This is a genomic window from Anabaena sp. CCY 0017, assembly GCF_963920885.1.
Classification (GTDB): Bacteria; Cyanobacteriota; Cyanobacteriia; order Cyanobacteriales; family Nostocaceae; genus Nodularia.
Map to the genome: position 1 here is coordinate 20565 of NZ_CAWUDG010000023.1, position 18251 is coordinate 38815.

The 18251-nt window shown below is 40.1% G+C and carries 15 protein-coding genes and 1 tRNA gene; 9 read left to right on the forward strand and 7 right to left on the reverse strand.

Annotation, left to right across the window (positions count from 1 at the left end; all coding sequences use genetic code 11):
- Positions 1-374: 374 nt before the first annotated feature.
- Positions 375-938, forward strand: a complete 564-nt coding sequence (locus ACM0OW_RS20775) for a peptidoglycan-binding domain-containing protein (protein ID WP_414552036.1) — start codon at positions 375-377, stop codon at positions 936-938.
- Positions 939-987: 49 nt separating this feature from the next.
- Here the strand turns inward: ACM0OW_RS20775 and ACM0OW_RS20780 are convergent, their stop codons facing one another.
- Both ACM0OW_RS20780 and ACM0OW_RS20785 read right to left on the reverse strand, forming a co-directional pair.
- Complete coding sequence (locus ACM0OW_RS20780; protein ID WP_414552037.1) at positions 988-3411, reverse strand: sucrose synthase; 2424 nt, start codon at positions 3409-3411, stop codon at positions 988-990.
- Positions 3412-3769: 358 nt separating this feature from the next.
- Positions 3770-3842, reverse strand: a tRNA-His gene (locus ACM0OW_RS20785).
- Between the two features lie 124 nt (positions 3843-3966).
- Here ACM0OW_RS20785 and ACM0OW_RS20790 point away from each other — a divergent pair.
- From ACM0OW_RS20790 to ACM0OW_RS20810, 5 genes are all read left to right on the forward strand, one after another.
- Positions 3967-4347 carry a DUF4359 domain-containing protein gene (locus ACM0OW_RS20790; protein WP_414552038.1) on the forward strand — a complete coding sequence of 127 codons (381 nt, stop codon included), beginning with the start codon at positions 3967-3969 and terminating at the stop codon, positions 4345-4347.
- A gap of 135 nt (positions 4348-4482) precedes the next feature.
- Complete coding sequence (locus ACM0OW_RS20795) at positions 4483-5715, forward strand: protein kinase domain-containing protein (RefSeq protein WP_414552039.1); 1233 nt, start codon at positions 4483-4485, stop codon at positions 5713-5715.
- A gap of 171 nt (positions 5716-5886) precedes the next feature.
- Positions 5887-6594 (forward strand): sirohydrochlorin chelatase, encoded by a 708-nt coding sequence (locus tag ACM0OW_RS20800; RefSeq protein ID WP_414552040.1) that lies wholly within the window; start codon positions 5887-5889, stop codon positions 6592-6594.
- Positions 6591-7370: a uroporphyrinogen-III C-methyltransferase gene (cobA, locus tag ACM0OW_RS20805; RefSeq protein WP_414552041.1), complete on the forward strand. Its 780-nt coding sequence runs from the start codon at positions 6591-6593 to the stop codon at positions 7368-7370. The genes ACM0OW_RS20800 and cobA overlap by 4 nt, the downstream gene beginning before the upstream one ends.
- A gap of 77 nt (positions 7371-7447) precedes the next feature.
- Positions 7448-7885, forward strand: coding sequence for a GNAT family N-acetyltransferase (locus ACM0OW_RS20810; protein ID WP_414552042.1), 438 nt, complete (start codon positions 7448-7450; stop codon positions 7883-7885).
- Positions 7886-8117: 232 nt separating this feature from the next.
- Here ACM0OW_RS20810 and ACM0OW_RS20815 read toward each other — a convergent pair whose 3' ends face one another.
- The 3 genes from ACM0OW_RS20815 to ACM0OW_RS20825 are packed head-to-tail and all read right to left on the reverse strand — an operon-like array spanning position 8118 to position 11628.
- Complete coding sequence (locus ACM0OW_RS20815; protein WP_414552043.1) at positions 8118-8342, reverse strand: hypothetical protein; 225 nt, start codon at positions 8340-8342, stop codon at positions 8118-8120.
- Between the two features lie 59 nt (positions 8343-8401).
- The gene (locus ACM0OW_RS20820; protein ID WP_414552044.1) at positions 8402-11152 is read right to left on the reverse strand and encodes a tetratricopeptide repeat protein; all 2751 of its coding nucleotides are present in this window, start codon (positions 11150-11152) and stop codon (positions 8402-8404) included.
- Between the two features lie 41 nt (positions 11153-11193).
- Entirely contained in the window at positions 11194-11628 is a 435-nt protein-coding gene (locus ACM0OW_RS20825) for a hypothetical protein (protein WP_414552045.1), read from the reverse strand.
- 153 nt (positions 11629-11781) lie between these two features.
- Here ACM0OW_RS20825 and ACM0OW_RS20830 point away from each other — a divergent pair, with 153 nt between their 5' ends.
- Together ACM0OW_RS20830 and ACM0OW_RS20835 are read left to right on the forward strand one after the other, a co-directional pair.
- On the forward strand, positions 11782-12990 hold the full coding sequence (locus ACM0OW_RS20830; RefSeq protein ID WP_414552046.1) for an FAD-dependent monooxygenase: 1209 nt from the start codon (positions 11782-11784) through the stop codon (positions 12988-12990).
- Positions 12980-13732 carry a class I SAM-dependent methyltransferase gene (locus ACM0OW_RS20835; protein WP_414552047.1) on the forward strand — a complete coding sequence of 251 codons (753 nt, stop codon included), beginning with the start codon at positions 12980-12982 and terminating at the stop codon, positions 13730-13732. Before ACM0OW_RS20830 ends, ACM0OW_RS20835 begins: the two co-directional genes overlap by 11 nt.
- 465 nt (positions 13733-14197) lie before the next feature.
- On the opposite strand, the gene ACM0OW_RS20840 is transcribed toward ACM0OW_RS20835, so the two are convergent.
- Complete coding sequence (locus ACM0OW_RS20840) at positions 14198-15019, reverse strand: alpha/beta fold hydrolase (protein ID WP_414552048.1); 822 nt, start codon at positions 15017-15019, stop codon at positions 14198-14200.
- Positions 15020-15395: 376 nt separating this feature from the next.
- A complete protein-coding gene (locus tag ACM0OW_RS20845; protein WP_414552049.1) occupies positions 15396-16121 on the reverse strand; it encodes a lysophospholipid acyltransferase family protein in 726 nt (241 codons plus the stop codon).
- 379 nt (positions 16122-16500) lie between these two features.
- Here ACM0OW_RS20845 and metG point away from each other — a divergent pair, with 379 nt between their 5' ends.
- A complete protein-coding gene (metG, locus tag ACM0OW_RS20850) occupies positions 16501-18102 on the forward strand; it encodes a methionine--tRNA ligase (protein ID WP_414552050.1) in 1602 nt (533 codons plus the stop codon).
- Positions 18103-18251: the final 149 nt, after the last annotated feature.

Genomic DNA, 18251 nt, shown 5'->3' on the forward strand with positions numbered 1-18251 from the left:
TAATTATACTTATGATTCCCAAAAGTGCTTATTATCTAAAAATGCTCAGTTTTATTACTGGATGAAATATTTTGTGCATATATTTATTTACCGCTATTAATTACTGAGAAAGTTGATGAGACTTTGGGAGGAAGAAAGCAAATACTAGGTTATTGTACATTTAACTAACTTAAATTTAAATATAGCAGATGCAATTAATCGCGTCTCTACAAATGGGAAGAATTAAATAATAACTGAGATATGAAATGGTTGATAAATAATAATTACAAATAAAAAATACATGATTTTTGGAATGTTTCTGTATATACCATTCCAGACACATAACAGGTGTTTTTGTCAAGTTATAGTATAAATTGTTGATAAAATGAATGACAATGAGCGAAATTAGTCTGCTGATGACGGGTATATTAACTGCAAAAGGACTATCTTTACCCAATAAATTACCGAAGCAACAACCATTGGACATGGAAAATAGCTTGGATAACCTCACACAGAATAACTTCACTCAATTAGTTGCAAATCCTGACGTTACACCACCTGAGTTCATGCAAACAGATCACATTTCTTCAGTGAATTCATCTGCATCCCAGCTAGCTAAAGACAAACTATTTGAGAAAATCACAAAAAGGCATATATTTTCAGGTTCGTTAACTCTGGCGAAGAACAACGATGCCCCAGTTATCAGCGATAATAGTATTAATATAGCAGCGCGATCGCCTAGATTTACTGGACCACCTTTACCTACTCTACGTTTTGGCAATTCCGGTACTTCTGTGAGAATTTTACAACGTTTATTAGTTTCTAATGGCTATGCAATTCGAGTGGATGGGGCTTTTGGTCCCCTGACTGAAACTGCTGTTAAAGCCTTTCAAAACCAGCGTAATGTCGGGGTAGATGGAGTCGTGGGGCCAGTTACTTGGCAAAATTTAAGCATTTAGTCAGTTGTCAGCGTGGAAATTAACAACTAACAACTGACTAATTATATTTCTAACGATGCTGATGCTGTTCTAATAATGCTTGGGCTTTGGGTTTGTAAATTAGATAGAACAAAGCTTCCAAGTAGCGCAACAAATCTTCCCGGTTTTCCTTGGAAGTAAAGTTCCAAAATCCATAAATCCGTGCTAAAGATAGCAACTTGGTGGTATGAATTTTCCAAGTATATGTACTTAATACTCGGTTAATTCCTTCCTGAGAAACTGCATCCCAATATTGAGGACTGTGATCACACTTGCTCACAAATTCTAAGATTTTTTCGGCTGTTTCTTCTAAATTTGTGGGGTTAATGTAAAAGCCATTGATTTTATCTTGGATAATTTCTAATGGTCCACCAAATTGGGTAGCAAAAGTTGGTATTCCTGAAACCATAGATTCTAAAATTGTCAAACCAAAGGCTTCAAATAAAGCTGGTTGGACAAAGATACCTTTGCGATCAGCAATGACTCGGTAAATTTCACCGGAATCAGATTTGCTTAAGCGCACACCTAACCAACGAATCTTACCGTAAAGATTGTACTGTTCAATGATTTGATAGAGTTTGATAATTTCGTCGCGTTCTTCGTTGTCGCCTGAATCTTCTACACGCAACTTACCCGCAATTAAGATTAAGTTGCAATGTTCCTGCAATTCTGGACTCTGACCATAGCATTCTGCTAAACCTGTGAGGTTTTTAATCCGGTCAAGTCGCGCAACGGAGAACAGAGGGCGTTTTTTGGGATCATCCAGTTTACCAAAGATTTGATTGGGATCTTCCAAGTTAAACAGGATATCAGCCAGGCGATCGCTATCAGCTTCTACTCGGTCTTCTTTACGAGTATAAGGGAAGTAGTAATTCTCGTTGACTCCAGGAGGTACAACGTTAAATTTGGGACTAAATAATTCAATCCCGTTGACTACGTGGTATAACTCCGGCATGGTGAAACATTTGTACGATTCGTACTGTCCCACGCTATCGGGTGTCCCGACAATTTCTTGATAGGTACTGCTAACCACGAAGTTTGCAGCATTCATTGCAATCAAATCGGCTGTAAATTGTAAGGAGAAATGATATTTATCCTCTAATTCTTCCCAATAAAGGTTACTAAACAGGTATTTGGATTTTTCCAAAGCGTGGGCGATGTTGCACTGAGTCACATCCATCCGCCGTGCTAACAGAAACGCTACCAAGTTACCATCAGAGTAGTTACCCACAATTAAGTCGGGTCTACCTTGAAATTCGGCGAGGAGTTCTTTTTCAGAATCAATGGCAAAACTTTCGAGATAAGGCCAAAATTCAAATCGAGATATCCAGTTTTGCGTCATATTGGGGTTGAATTCCCGCAGAGGTACGCGCAAAATCCAGGCGTTCTCTGTACCGTGAACTTTTTCTAGCCGTTGATTACACAATGTCCCGTCACTATTGGGAATCAAACGGGTGAGAATAATTACTTTTGGCTCAACGTTCAGTCCATCTAAACCAGCTAAATGAGCATCTTCTTGGAGTTGCTTTTGCAGATTCTTAGCTTGGTCGAGGACATAAACCACTTGTCCACCAGTATCAGGACGACCCAAAACGCCTTCTTGACCAAACCAACCGTGCGACGATACTAGGACGATTCTAAAAATCATCGGGATGCGAGAAATAAAGGCTTCAATGGTTTGGGGGTCAGGAGAATCAATCAGTTCATCTAAAATATCCAGGGTGTCATGTACCCGCTTGGCTGTGTTACCCCAACCCGGTTCAAAACCCATCATTTGCAATTCAAGGCGAAATTCTTCGTAGGGTTCATCCTGGGGGCGATCGCTCATCACAAAGGTGATGGCTTTTTTAATTTGCTGAGAAAGTTGCTGCTTAGTTTTGATGCGATCGTTGATTAGCAGTTGGACACCGTTGTATTGGTGGAGACGCAAGAAATTTAATAAGCTGTCCAGCAACTGTGTTGAGTCTTGGAAGATTTTGCTGGATAGATAGCGGTTGAGGAATTGTACCCCTTTACCAATATTTTTCGGGTCGCGGATTATGGGGGTGTAGTCATAAAAGGGACCGAAATCTAGTTCCAGCAGATCACCTTCTTGGGGATGAAATTTATCCACGAAGCGATCGCGTAGATCCAGCAATTCCTGTACTGTCATTGGCTCAACGTTCAAATCCTCTGTGAGCCGATAAACTTCTTGACTAGCAATTTTAGGACGAATAATAAAGCACAGGCTGGAATCCTCTTGAATAATTTCCTGAGTATAGTAAATTAGTTTACCTAACCGGGAAGAAGCCGCAGCAGTTTCTGATTTCTCTGACTTGGAGCAATAATCAATAAAAACATTCAGGATGTCGTTACGCAGCAAGTAATTTTTTTCTTCCTGGCGTAATTGACTAACGAAGGAACGCAAATCGCTTTTTTCTTCGCTATCCAGGATTGCTTGGATTAATTCAGACATAGTGACACCTAACGTTGATTTTTATTTTTTGACTGACAGGACAAAGCTCACACCTCCTCCTTGAGCCTAATCACATATAAACACAAACAAACACAGACAAATTCTCTCTGTGTTCCTTAGCTCATCCGTGAGCAGGTATCTTCATTTGTGTTTCTCTTTAGTCAGAATATATGCTACTCAGTATTTTTGCACTCTAACTAAGGACGGACAATTTTTCATCCCGCCGATGAATGTATGTCATGATTTTCACACAAAGTTGGAAAAATATTGGTAACTATAGAAAAAAGATTTTTTGGCAATTAATTTTTAATTTAATTGCTCTGGATTACGATTTAGATCAATAATTTGTTTAAAATAGGGCGAACGATGGGAATTGAACCCACGAATGGTGGTACCACAAACCACTGCCTTAACCACTTGGCTACGCTCGCCATTCGATATTCCTGATTATAGCACCTTGATCAGAAAATAAGCAAGATTTTTTTTCAAGGAACGGATTTTGTTAATTTAGAGTCTTTAGACTCCAATAACTACAGATAATTAAAGCTAGAACAAATGAAAGCACTTACTATTATAGCCTGTTCGGGAGCAGTAGGATTAGCAGCCTTGGGGGTGGCAATGGCCACAACCAATCCTTCTCAGGTTGAATACGAAGAGTATGCAGAACAACGGCTTACAGAGTATCTCAAAAACGACATTTGCCAAAAAACTACCAATTTCTTGGAAAATTTAATCAAATCTCAATGCGAAACTTTGGTAGATCAAGTCACTCCCCAAATGCGGGAAGTCTTGGCAAGAAGTTCAGAACAGCAGAATTTCGTGATTTTTAGTATTTATAGAACGAATTTAAATCTGAGTTCCTTGATACCGGTTTATAAATTTGAAACCGTGGGAGCATTTAATAACTTTTATACTTACACTGCCGAGCAGCAATAAGCCAAAATGGGGAATACTAATCGGTAAGCCCAATCAAAGCTTCCCCTTGTGATGAAACTCTGTCCAAATGTTGGCTGTCTATATTCGCAAAATCCCGATACGGATCTAGTTTGTATCAAATGTGGTGAAAAACTCTTGCTTCAAGACCGTTATCACTTGCTGCGGTGTCTTGGAAGTGGTGGCTTTGGCAAAACTTATTTAGCTGTGGATGAACACCTTCCCTCCAAACTCAGGTGTGTGATCAAACAACTCTGCTTTCAGGTGTCAGACAGGGAAAGCTTTGACAAAGCTGTAGAATTATTTCGCCAGGAAGCAGTGAGTTTGAATAAATTGCAGCATCCCCAAATACCGAAGTTATTAGGGTACTTTGAACAGAAGCATCAGCTGTATTTGGTGCAGGAATTGATTTTAGGACAAACCCTAGAACAGGAACTGCAAGCACAAGGAGTTAAAAACGAATCCCAAATTGGGGAATTACTCCGCAATTTGTTACCAGTGCTGCAATTCATTCATGACCGAAAAGTGATCCATCGGGATATTAAGCCAGCAAATATCATGCGTCGTCTACCCCAAGGGGATTTGGTGTTAATTGACTTCGGGGTGGCGAAACACGTCACGGCTACAGCATTGTCCAAGACAGGGACAAGCATCGGTAGCCCAGAATATATTGCGCCTGAACAAACACGGGGAAAAGCTTTACCAGCCAGTGATCTTTACAGCTTAGGTGTTACCTGTATTCACTTACTGACGGGAATTCCTCCCTTTGATTTGTTTGATGTGATCAGCGATCGCTGGGTATGGCGTGACTATATATTGAGTGAGAATCGGGTCAGCCATGCCTTCGGTCAAGTTCTGGATAAACTGCTGCACAATACCCTTGCTAAACGTTATCAATCTGCCGATGAAGTTCTGCAAGCCCTGAATATAGCCACATTACAGCTAGATAATTTCCAGGTAGAACTTGATTACAGCCGATTACGCGATTTACTGACTTTACGCCAATGGGAACAAGCAGACAAAGAAACTTGGGCGCTGATGTGTGAAGCCATCTCGAAGCCAATTGGTAGCTATATTTTTTGTAATGATTTAAAAAAGTTACCAGATGAGATATTACAAACAATTGACCAATTATGGTTGAAGTATAGCAACGGGCGTTTTGGCTTTAGCGTCCAGAAGCAAATTTACGAAAGTGTTAACGGTGACTATGGCAAGTTTGCTGCTGCTATTAGCTGGAATTCTTATTACTCCAACTCTATTCCAGAATTCTTTTTTATTTGGTTTGCTCCCAAAGGATACTTCCCTTCTAGGATTTGGGCTGGTGGGACTCAAGTTTGGCAACACACTCAGGTTTTAGTGTCCAAGTTATAGAAAAGTGCTGAGTCCTGAGTAAATATACGACGCGGTAGGGGCGCAATGCCTTGCGCCCCTACAACAAATGTGGTTCAAATACTTGGGGATTGTTATAATTCGTAATTCATAACATCAGTCTTGGGCTGGGTTTCTATATTTGTGTTTGTCTTATTCTGCTTTTAAATTTGTATGACATCTGGGTATTTACTAGTATCTCACGGCAGTCGTGACCCCCGTCCAGAAGTTGCTATGCAGCAATTAGCAGGGTTGGTATCTGCACAAATGGGTAATTCTCAACATCAGGTAGGTATAGCTGCTTTGGAATTACAACCTCAGCCTTTACATCAGCAGATCCAAAAATTTGCTACTTCGGTTGACGAGGTTGATTGCTTGCAGGTTGTCCCGCTATTTCTGCTACCGGGTGTCCATGTAATGACGGATATTCCTGAGCAGATTACTTTGGCAAAACAGGCTCTTGGTGAAAATATGATGATTAACCTGCATCCCCATCTAGGTAGTCATCCTGGTTTAATTACGTTACTATCCGAGCAAATGGCTACAATGAAAGCCGAAACCACAATTTTGTTAGCTCACGGTAGCCGTCGTCCTGGTTCTTTAGAGCCAATAGAAACCATAGCTGCAAGATTGGGAGCAGTCACCGCTTATTGGGCTGTAGCTCCTAGTTTAGAATCACGTATAAAGGATTTAGTTGCTGCTGGTAAGCGGGAAGTAACAATTTTGCCGTACTTTTTATTTACAGGTGGTATTACTGATGCGATCGCTCAGTCCATAGAAAAGTTAAAATTACAATTTCCTGCTGTCACTTTCCAACTGGCAGAACCTTTGGGAGCAAGTGCAGAATTAGCTAAGATCATTGGGGATTTAATAGATACATGAGCCGCACAGAGAAAGAAGCGCAAAAGTGTTTGGGTAAGGTTTATTTGGTAGGTGCGGGGCCAGGAGATCCAGGACTCATGACCCTTAAAGGTAAGGGTTTATTAGAATGTGCAGATGTAGTGATTTATGATGCTTTGGTCAGTCCAGCGATTTTAGCTATGATTAATCCCCAAGCTGAAAAAATCAATGCTGGTAAGCGTATGGGGAGACATTCATTATTACAGTCAGAAACTACCCATTTGTTAATTGAAAAGGCGCAAGAAAACGCTGTAGTGGTGCGGCTAAAAGGTGGCGACCCGTTTATTTTTGGTCGTGGTGGCGAGGAAATGGCTGATTTAGTCCAAGCTGGCGTATCTGTGGAAGTTGTGCCGGGTATTACAGCCGGAATTGCGGCTTCTGCTTATGCTGGCATACCTTTAACTCATCGGCTTTATAGCTCTTCTGTGACTTTTGTAACTGGACATGAGTCAGCAGGTAAGTATAAACCCCAGGTAAATTGGCAGGCGATCGCTCACGGTTCAGAAACCATTGTCATTTACATGGGCATTCACAATTTACCTTATATTGTGGAAGAGTTAAATCAAGCTGGGTTAGATTTAGATACACCCATAGCTTTAGTCCGTTGGGGTACAAGACCAGAACAAGAAGAGTTGATTGGCACTTTAGCAACCATTATTGGACAAGTCGAGGAAACTGGATTTAGCGCCCCTGCGATCGCAGTCATTGGTTCAGTAGTAAATATGCACGGTATTTTATCTGGTTGTCGTCCTGTGTGATAGTTGCCTGTTTTATGCATCAGCTATTGATCAGCAAATTCCAGGTTGTTTAACGGCCATTTTAATAAATAATAGCAATGACTTTTGCAGAAATTGAGTATCAAGACAAAGCAGAACTTAGCCGTAATCAAGTAATCAATCTTTATTCACAATGTGGATGGTCATCAGCAGACAAGCCTGAACAACTTTTGTTAGCTCTTACTAACTCGCACACAGTGATTTCAGCATGGCATCAGAATTTGCTGATTGGTCTTGGTAATGCCATTTCAGATGGTGCTTTGGTTGTTTATTACTCTCATTTATTAATATTGCCAGCATATCAAAAAAGAGGTATAGGACGGGAGATTATGAAACGTCTACAAAGTCGTTATATTAATTTCCATCAGCAAATCTTACTGTCAATAGATCATGCTGTTCCCTTCTACGAAAAACTTGGTTTCCAGGATTCACAAGGTGTCACACCAATGTGGATATATGATGGGAATGATATTGATATTGCCAAAAAGCATGATTGATACTCACCGCTAAATATTGCAAGGAGGTATGGGGTGGCACAAATTATCATTGTAGGTGCAGCCCTAGCCCTACTACTGGTGAAACGTGGTATTAATGTCACGCTAATTGAAGTTGTATGCTGTTGCCATATAGCTCTATAAGTAATAGACTCAGCATTAATTTTATAATTTTTACCTTTGCGAATTTCTGATAAAATATCAGTATCAATTAAAGATTTTCTCACGCCTAACTTTAGTCTCTATAATTCCTGTGTTTTAAAATATCTGCGACCATTTCATCAACTAATTCAGCATCATCAGCCCATTTACCGATAAATGAATTATTAAGAATTTCTGGTTGTGTTAATTGCTCAATCATGGCTTTAATTATGTCAGAAATTTCGCAATTATAGGTTTGTGCCAATTGGTTGATTTTGGCAAAGGTTTCTTGATCGAGTTCTATTTCTAGTTTTTGCATAGGTGATTAAGAAGTTGAAAATTAACAGCTTATATTAATTATAAGTGAATGGACGTTGTTTACCGCCGAAACCAAGAGCGAACCCAACGCCAAAACCGCCACAACCACGACCAAGAACCACGGCGAAAAACTACAGGCGTTTGTGGTTGAGAAAGACGCTCAATGGCATCGTTGCAATTTTGCAAATTAGTATCAATTCCCATTGTCTGAAATAGTTCGCGGGCATTGCGATAAGCACCCAGCGCGTCTGATTCTCGGTTGACGTTTTTTAATGTCAAACCTAAATTAAACCAGGCGTTTGCTTCCCCTCGAATATCGCCTATCTCTCTAGAGATATCCAAAGACTGCTGGTAGAACTCAATCGCCCGTTGGTACTCTTCCAAGCTGTCGTAAGCATTGCCTAAATTGATCAAGGAATCACTTTCACCATTGCGATCACCTATTTGCCGTTTGATTGCCAAAGACTTTTGGAGGAAATTAATTGCCTGTTCGTACTGTTCGAGGGAGTTGTAAGTATTACCCAAATTGCCTAAGCAAATACCTTCACCAGGGCGATCTCCTATCTCTATAGCTATGTCCAAAGACTGCTGATAGAAATTAATTGCCTGTTGATACTGCCCCAGGGAGTTAAAAGCATTGCCTAAATTGCCCAAGGAAATACCTTCGCCATTGCGATCGCCTATCTCTGTAGCTATGTCAAAAGACTGCTGGTGGAAATCAATTGCCTCTTGGTATTTTCCACAGTAACGGTAAGCATTGCCCAAATTGTTTAAAGCATTACTCTCACCTGAGCCATCACCTATCTCCCTAGCTATGTCCAAAGACTGCTGATAGAGATAAATTGCCCGTTGATACTGTCCCAGGCAGTTGTAAGCATTGCCTAAATTGTTTAAAGCATTACCTTCACCTGAGCGATTGCCTATTTGACGTTTGATTTCCAAAGACTGTTGGAAGAAATTAATTGCCAGTTGGTACTGTCCGAGAGAGTTGTAAGTATTGCCCAAACCCATTAAGTAATTACCTTCACCATAGCGATCGCCTATTTCGCTGGCTATAGCCAAAGACTGCTGATAGAAATCAATTGCCCGTTGGTACTGCCTCAGGGAGTTGAAAAAATTACCCAAATTGCCTAAACAAATACCTTCACCATAGCGATCGCCTATTTCTCGTTTGATTTCCAAAGACTTCTGGAAAAAATTAATAGCCTGTTGGTACTGTCCCAGAGAGTTATGAGTATAGCCTAAATTGACCAAAGCAGTACCTTCACCATAGCGATCGCCTATTTCCCGTTTGATTTCCAAAGATTTCTGGAGAAAATTAATAGCCTGTTGGTACTGTCCCAAAGAGTTATGAGCAACGCCCAAACCGTTTAAAGCTTCACTTTCTGCGTTATAATCACCTATCTCCAGAGATATTTCCAAAGACTGCTGATTGAACTCAATCATTTTTTGGTAATCTCCCAAAAAGTAGTAAGCATTCCCCAAAAAGATAAGAGAATCCCGATATTTCCAATTGTCGTGATCGCCAATTTCTTGCCATTTATTGACCAACTGCCCATATAATTCCACTTGGTCGATGTAATAACCCCGCAAGCTTAAAAAATCATCGCAAACGCGAATGCTATCAAAGGCAGAGTTATAATCTTCCAACTGATAAAAGTGATCAAAAATTTCTAAGTATTCTTTGACATCTTCTTTTGTTGTCCAGGGTGGTTGTTTAGCAATTGAGCGATAATAATCAATAGCTCGTTGATGCGCCTCTGTTTGATTACCTGCTTTATACCGCACATACTCCAAAACCACTGGCTGAAACTCAAATCGCCGCTTACCATTGAGTTTTTCTACCAACAAAGAACGCTTAACCAGATTCCTTAACTCTTGCTCAATTTCTGCTTCTGAACTTTCTGGCAATACTGCCAAGGCTGCTGCGCTACTAATTGCACCACGATACACACTAATATTCAGCAATAACGCTTTTTGCAGTTCACTCAATCTTGCAAAACTGGCATCCAATACCAACACCATTCCCACATTTTCCCGGCGATGCACACCTACCACTTGGGGGTCTGTCAACAACTGCTGCAAGTTGCCTAAACCTAAATCTGCTAGTCTGCTTAAATCTGGGTCTTGAGAATATTCTTCTTTTAATAAATCTGCTACCAATCTCAACAATAAGGGATGCCCATCTACCAGTTTGACAAACTCAGCTAAATCTCCCCGAATGCCTAATGCAGTTAACAGTGCGACTCCTTCCTCTACTTGCAAACCTTTCAGGGTTAGCCATGCAAAGCCTTTTGGTAATTCAGGTCTTTCCCTAGTGGTGACTAAGACTTTACTCTTACTGCCAGATTCCACCCAGGCGTTAAAGAAATCACCATAAAATAGACTTCCCCATTGTCTATCTGCTTGTAATAAACTCTCTAAATTGTCAATAATCAGTAAAAATTGACCAGTTCGTAAACACCTAATCAACGCCTCGACTAACTGCGTTTCTTGTTCTGGAACCGGAAAGCCAAATTCTTGTAATACTTTCCTCGCTAAATCGCTAAAACTTGCCCCGTTACCGACATCAGCCCAAAAACGTTTAGGAAAACCCCCAATTTCATCGTAAATTTTAGCGGACAGAGTAGATTTCCCTGTACCACCAATGCCTTCTATGCCAATGAGAAATGTATTTTCATCAGTTAACCATTGCTGTATTTGGGCTATTTCTTCTGTTCGTCCTTGCCAATAAGCCAAGCTTTTGGGCGAGTCACCTGCTTTCAAAATCCCTGGTGATTCGGCTTTGGTACTGCGTTCTATCAACTCCAATATTTCTTGCTGTGCAGTACCATAAACAGCAATATAGTTAGTTACTTTGGGCTGTTAGTATTCCTACTCAAGTCATAGGTTGGCTGATTAACATTGCCTGCTGTATTGATCTGTATACTTTCATCGTAAGATTCAGCATTGAGACTCACAGAGGCATCACTTGATTTTTGTTCTTGCAAAATTTGAGCTATTTCCTCTGCCAGTGCGGTATCAGCATCCAAAATCTTCTTCAATTGCACCCGCAAACTTGCTTGTAAATCTTGATTCTCTGGATTTTCAGCTACATCTGTCGCCGCTTCTTGGGCTGCTTCTTTAGCCTCTACTTTAGGTTGTAACTTACCCCAAATAGCCTTGGCTTTATTCCAACCATCTTCACCAACTTTCTGAGATGCTCCTTCTATGGCTTTATTACCTGCATTCAGCAAAAATGGCAGATAGGGAGCCACAAGTTTGACGATTGAGCTGATGATATCCATTTATTTACGCAATTTATCGCAATTAGTTATACAAATGTATACTAGCGCATCATAATTCTGAATTACGCCAATAGGGTAATACAGCAATTACTCATCAGGAATCCAAGTTTCAGAAAAATTTCTTAAAGTCCCCTTTTTTAAGGAAGGCATAAAATGGCACAAATTATTATTGTAGGCGCAGGTCCCACAGGTGCAGCACTGGCTTTACTCCTAGTAAAACATGGCATTAACGTAACCCTCATTGAAGCTGCAAAAGACTTTCATCGGGTATTTCGCGGTGAGGGATTAATGCCTAGTGGGTTAGATGCGCTCACACAAATGGGACTATCTACACTTTTAGAAGAAATTCCCACTCGCCCACTCGATGGCTGGGAGTTCATCATTGAGGGAAAACAATTATTTCGCATAGACGAGCCAATGGGGTCAACTCGTCCCTGTACACTGGTGTCACAACCGCCACTGCTCAAAGCCTTAATTTCCGAAGCTCAAACCCATGATGGATTTGAATTTATCCAGGGTGTTGCGGTCAAAGATTTATTTTGGAGTAATCAGCGTGTTGCAGGTGTGATACTCAGTGATGGGCGACAACTTACGGCTGATTTAGTCATTGGGGCGGATGGTCGGAATTCAATCGTGCGGGAACGTGCTGGATTAAAGTTAGTACGTCAACCTAAAAATATAGATATTCTCTGGTTTAAGTTGGCAGCTAGTCCCCAGTTTGCAGATGATAATGTATTTCGGACAATTGTAAATAGTAATCGCATCTTTAGCATCTTTCATGGTGCAGAGTCAGGTAAATTACATTTAGCTTATGTAATCTCCGCCAACGAAAAAACCGACTACAAACAAGCAAATTGGGCAGAAATTTTCGCCTCACTATCCCCCTCATGGCTAGCAGAACATTTTCGCAATCATGCAGATACCATCGAATCTCCCATTAAGCTGTCTGTTGTGGTGGGTTATTGTCCTCAATGGCACGCACCCGGTATATTACTTTTAGGTGATGCTGCACACCCCATGTCTCCTGTCCGCGCTCAGGGTATAAATATAGCCTTGCGTGATGTAATTGTTGCAGCTAATTATTTAGTACCGATATTGCAAGCAGACGCGGAACACCAAAAAATTGATACTGCACTATCACAGATTCAAGCCGAACGTCAGCCAGAAATTATCCGCGCCCAGCAACTACAGTTACACGAAGCTGCACAAGGCGAACTGCTGCGAAAAAATTCCTTAGTGCGATCGCTCTTGGTTCAATTTGCGCCCTTACTGCGTACAATAATTAAACTGTCTTGGTTAAGGCGACAACGTGAAATGCGCGAGGGCATAACACAGGTTAAATTATGTCAATATGAACCATAAACAGAAAGATATATTTTTTCAAATTCATCAGAATATACCCAGAGAAGGGCCTGGTGATTCAGAATCTACGAAAAATGCCTTCTTAAAATCGGTTGATTTGCCACCACATCCCCAAATTCTAGATATCGGTTGTGGCCCTGGCTTTCAGACTTTAGACTTAGCCAGCCTGACTAATGGCAAAATTATTGCTATCGATAATCATTCTGTTTATGTAAACGAACTCAAACAGAAAGTACTTCAGCAAGGATTATCAGAAAAGATTACTGTAATCAACGCTGATATGTTTGCTCTTGATTTTCCTGATGCAAGTTTTGATATTATTTGGGCGGAAGGTTCAATATACATTATTGGGTTTGAAAATGGACTGAAGCAATGGAAACCCTTGTTAAAACATGGAGGGTACTTAGTAGCTTCAGAACTTACATGGCTTAAACCTAACGCACCAACAGAATTACAAGAATTTTGGAATGATGGTTATCCAGCCATGCAGGATATTGAAGGTAATTTAAAGATTATCCAATATAGTGGCTACAAAATCATTGATTATTTCGTACTACCAGAATCAGCTTGGTGGAATCATTACTATCAACCTTTAGAAGAAAAATTACAGGGTTTACGAAAGCATTACCAAGATGATACCGAAGCTCTGGAAGTGATCGATATGGAGCAATTGGAGATTGACCTTTATCGTAAATACTCTGAATATTATAGTTATGTGTTTTACATTGGGCAAGCATTGTAAATCATCATTAAATATACCTGATAAATCATCACCAAAACAAGAATCTATGCTTTTTTTAGCCAATTAGCTGATGCGTTGAAAAATTATCTTCAATAAATTATCTTGGATAAAAAATTTAGCTAAAAAGCCTGAAGCTTTACCAGCGTTGCTCTAGCTCTATCAAACAGCCCAGTTGCAAAAAATTGTAGTGGCGTGGCAAGCTTAAAATGTTGTATTAGCCAAAGTCCATATCATCGGCGTACCCTTCGGGAAGCAAGCTACATCGGCGGGTTTTCACCTCCAAAGTAATGCACTATTTTAAGCGTGTCAGTCCACTAGAAATTGAATATTTTTTGATTTGTCAGTTGTTTATAGTTAAAAAAGTCTAATTGATTACAATCACAGCACGAAGTAAATAGGCATACCATTTTAGTAAGCTCAAAATACAAAAATACAAGCCTTTTAACTTTTGATTTCACGGCGGTACTAGCCTTTAGTCTCTAACTGCGGAGATGCTTTGATTTGATGTTCTACAAAATTTTGCTCTCGTAAGATTTTATAGAGATTAATATTGTGTTCTAGTAAACAGGCGTGTCCACTGTCAGGTAATACAGCCATCTTGGGGTTAGGTAAAATATTTAGCAAACGTTGGGCTTCGTTGATTGAGGGTAATAGGCGATCGCTTGCACCAACAATCAACAAAACTGCTTGAGTGAGTTGGCGTAACTGCGCTTCAGTTACACTAAATTCCTTCAGGAGAGACAATCGCCAGGTAAGTGTAGCTGGGGGTACAGAACGCATAGTTTTCAGCAGTTCATGGCGCAGATGACGGGGAATACGTGCCAAGGATGCCAAAAAAGGTAATAATCCTAATGCGCCCAGGTCATAAAAGCATTCTGGAACAAAATAAGTAAATTGGGATGTCCAACTCAACCAAGGGCGTAGCTGAAAGGCTGATGCTGGGTTAATCAGAATAATCCGCTTAAATAACTGTGGTGCTTGGGTCGCTACTTTCATCGCCAAACAACCTCCAAAGGACTCGCCACACAGGTAAACTGGTCTGTGTGAGCTTTTTTCTAATTCGGCATGGATCAAGTCCAAGACGTTGTTGCTTAACTCCTCCCAGGTCGTGAGGTCTTGTCTGGGAATCGCCAAACACCGGACATCAAAGCCAACCTCTAAGCCCGCAGTTTGCGATCGCAATAATTCACCAGTTCCATCTAACCCTGGTAAATACACAAACAACGGATACTCTATTTGGACTCGGTTAGGAGTCAGGAAACACGGCTTTAGCTCAACTTTTGGCATTGTAAAATATAAATTCAACTTTTTTGTTTTATGATAGGATCATATCGTCTGTAGTAAAAACTACCATTAAATAATAAAAATCATAAGTCATTCCTAAAATTTTTTTTCCATTTCACCTGGCGACTAACGCCCTGGGGGCATACACTACGCGTTAGCGGAGCTTTCGCTTTAGCGATAGGCTGTTCGCTCATCTTCATAAATCATCTACTATTGTAGATAACTTAAATAATTAACATTAACTCCATTGATAATCAGCCTGTCAAGGATAGACTAATCAATATAAGAATACTCCTGAAAAAACTATGAGTGATGCTTACTAGAAACATCTTCCAAAAAGCGAGCAGCATTACATATATCGGTACAATTATTCCAGCATTTAATAACAACCTTGCACTAGTAAACTAGCAATTTCATCTTGACAATGTTTAGTTAGTTCATTCACAACATTTTTCGCTTGTTTGCCGTGATATTTCTGTTGATGTTGTGGTGTAATCCAATAAGGGCGACCAATTAACACAGCCACCCGATTATAGATAACTAAGGGATGTAAACCTGGTTGATTAAATAAAGGTTCTGAAGGGTCAAAGAAACTTAACAGTCGCAGAGGTAAGCCATAAGTATTGACTTCTTCTAAAGAAGCGATCGCAATTGGTAAAATTGCTAAATCATCCACAGTAGAACGCAATGCTAAATGAGCAAATCCTCTGTGAAATTCACCAACTTCATTTGGTTTGGTAGATGTCACCATTGGCCGAGTTCCTTCAGGAAAAACACCCACCATTTGCTTTGACTGCAAAATACGCTGTGATTTTTCAAAAAAGCTTTGCTGGCTGCTGGCTGTCTCCTCCAGAGGAAAACATCCCAATTGTCCCGTGACAATTTCCCGCATCAGTGGTACTTGTCCCATATAGTGATGACAAGCAAAGCGAATTGGTCTAGATAGCGCCGACATTAAGATCAGTGCATCCATAAAACTACGGTGATTACTGACTACCAAAACGCTAGCATCTCTGGGAATGCGATCTTCGTGATAGCGAAAAATTCGCGTTGATAACGCTGTCAGAAAATAGCGAGAAATATCCAGGGGACTATTTGGACTCATGGGTAATTAATATATTTTTGGAAAAAATATCGGCGATGATCTTGACTTAATTTTGACATTTCCCTATTGATACTAGAGTAGTCTTAAGGCAGAAAAAATTTATCCATAAAGGTAGCTACATTTTCAGAATTTAGACTTATGTATTCCCAGTCACAATTAATATGATAGCAATGATTAGAAATGATTATGAGTAGATCAATTATGTCTTGTGAGTAAAGGCTACCTGGATTTATACACATCAATAAAAAATTCTGGTCGCCAGAAATTTGCTAATATTAAGTTATGCTTTGTCAAACAAGTAGTAATATCATAAGATTGCGTGAATGTACCAGTAAAAGTACAATAGAAAACGTTTTAATAATTTATTTTTTTATTTTGTATGGATTTAGTGGATAAAACAGAAAAAAAATTTGCATTGACAACACCCCTATATTATGTGAATGATGTTCCTCACGTTGGCAGTGCTTACACCACAATAGCAGCAGACGTAGTGGCACGGTTTCACAGGCTGTCAGGACATCAGGTATTACTTATTACAGGTACAGATGAACATGGACAAAAAATTCAGCGTTCAGCAGAGAGTTTAGGGAAACCGCCACAAGAATTTTGTGATCAAATCGTGCCTAGCTTTATCAAGTTATGGCAGTTATTAAATATTCAGTATGATCGCTTTAGTAGGACTACCGCTTCTCGTCATGAAGCCATCGTCAAAGAGTTCTTTTTGCGAGTCTGGGACAAAGGCGACATCTACCAAGGCAAACAGAAGGGTTGGTACTGCGTATCTTGTGAAGAATTTAAGGAAGAACGAGACCTACTAGAAGGAAAGCGCTGCCCTATTCATACTAACAAGGAAGTTGAATGGCGGGACGAGCAAAACTACTTCTTCCGTCTATCTAATTATCAAGCCCAACTCGAAGAATTTTACCAGTCTCGACCAGATTTTATTCAACCTGAAAGTCGTCGAAATGAAGTCTTGAGCTTTGTCAGCCAAGGTTTACAGGACTTTTCCATTTCGCGGGTAAATCTGGATTGGGGTTTCCCTGTCCCAGTTGATCCCCAGCATACCCTTTATGTCTGGTTTGATGCGTTGCTAGCTTATGTCACCGCATTATTAGAACCAGATGCAGAACCAACCTTAGCCAACGCCTTAGAAACTTGGTGGCCAATTAACCTACATCTAATTGGTAAAGATATCCTCCGATTCCATGCAGTTTATTGGCCAGCCATGCTGATGTCCGCTGGTTTACCCTTACCAGGACAAGTGTTTGGACATGGGTTTTTGACTAAAGATGGTCAAAAAATGGGTAAGTCTCAGGGTAACACCCTCGATCCCATCTGGCTAGTTCAAAGTTATGGTAGTGATGCAGTTCGTTATTACTTCCTTAAGGAAATCGAATTTGGCAAAGATGGCGATTTTAATGAAGTTAGATTCATTAATGTTTTGAATGCAGATTTGGCCAATGACTTAGGTAATTTGCTAAATCGGACCTTAAACATGGTGAAGAAATACTGTGCTGCTGATGGACTAACCATTGGAAATGAAGCCATTAATGACGAAAACCCTTTGAAAAAAATTGGTATAAGTCTAGGGGACAAGGTGCAACAAGCATATCAAGCGCTAGCTTTCAACCAAGCCTGCGAAGCGACCCTTTCACTAGTACGAACTAGCAATAAGTTTATTGATGATCAAGCCCCTTGGTCACTATATAAACAAGGCAAGCAGCAGGAAGTGGAAGCAGTCCTGTACGCAGTTCTAGAATCTGTTAGACTAGCAGCTTATCTTCTTTCCCCAGTCATTCCGAATATCAGTAACGCTATTTATCAGCAACTGGGCTTTGGAATTGACTTTAATGATCAAATAAAAACTTCAATGCTTGCCCCTTTTGTGACCCATGCCAAATGGGGGTTACTCAGCAGTGAACAATCGTTGGGTAAACCACAGCCCGTCTTTAAACGCATCGAGATTCCCAAAAACGATTAATTTTTTTAATTTTCCATCATTTTTTGATTTTGTTCAATTTCTTAATTTTCTCAAAAAACTGATCGGGGCTTAACTTATTAGATTAGCTCCGAATCCTTATCATAAGTCGTTCTAGCATAACATCTCGGTAAATCCGTATCAAATATAAC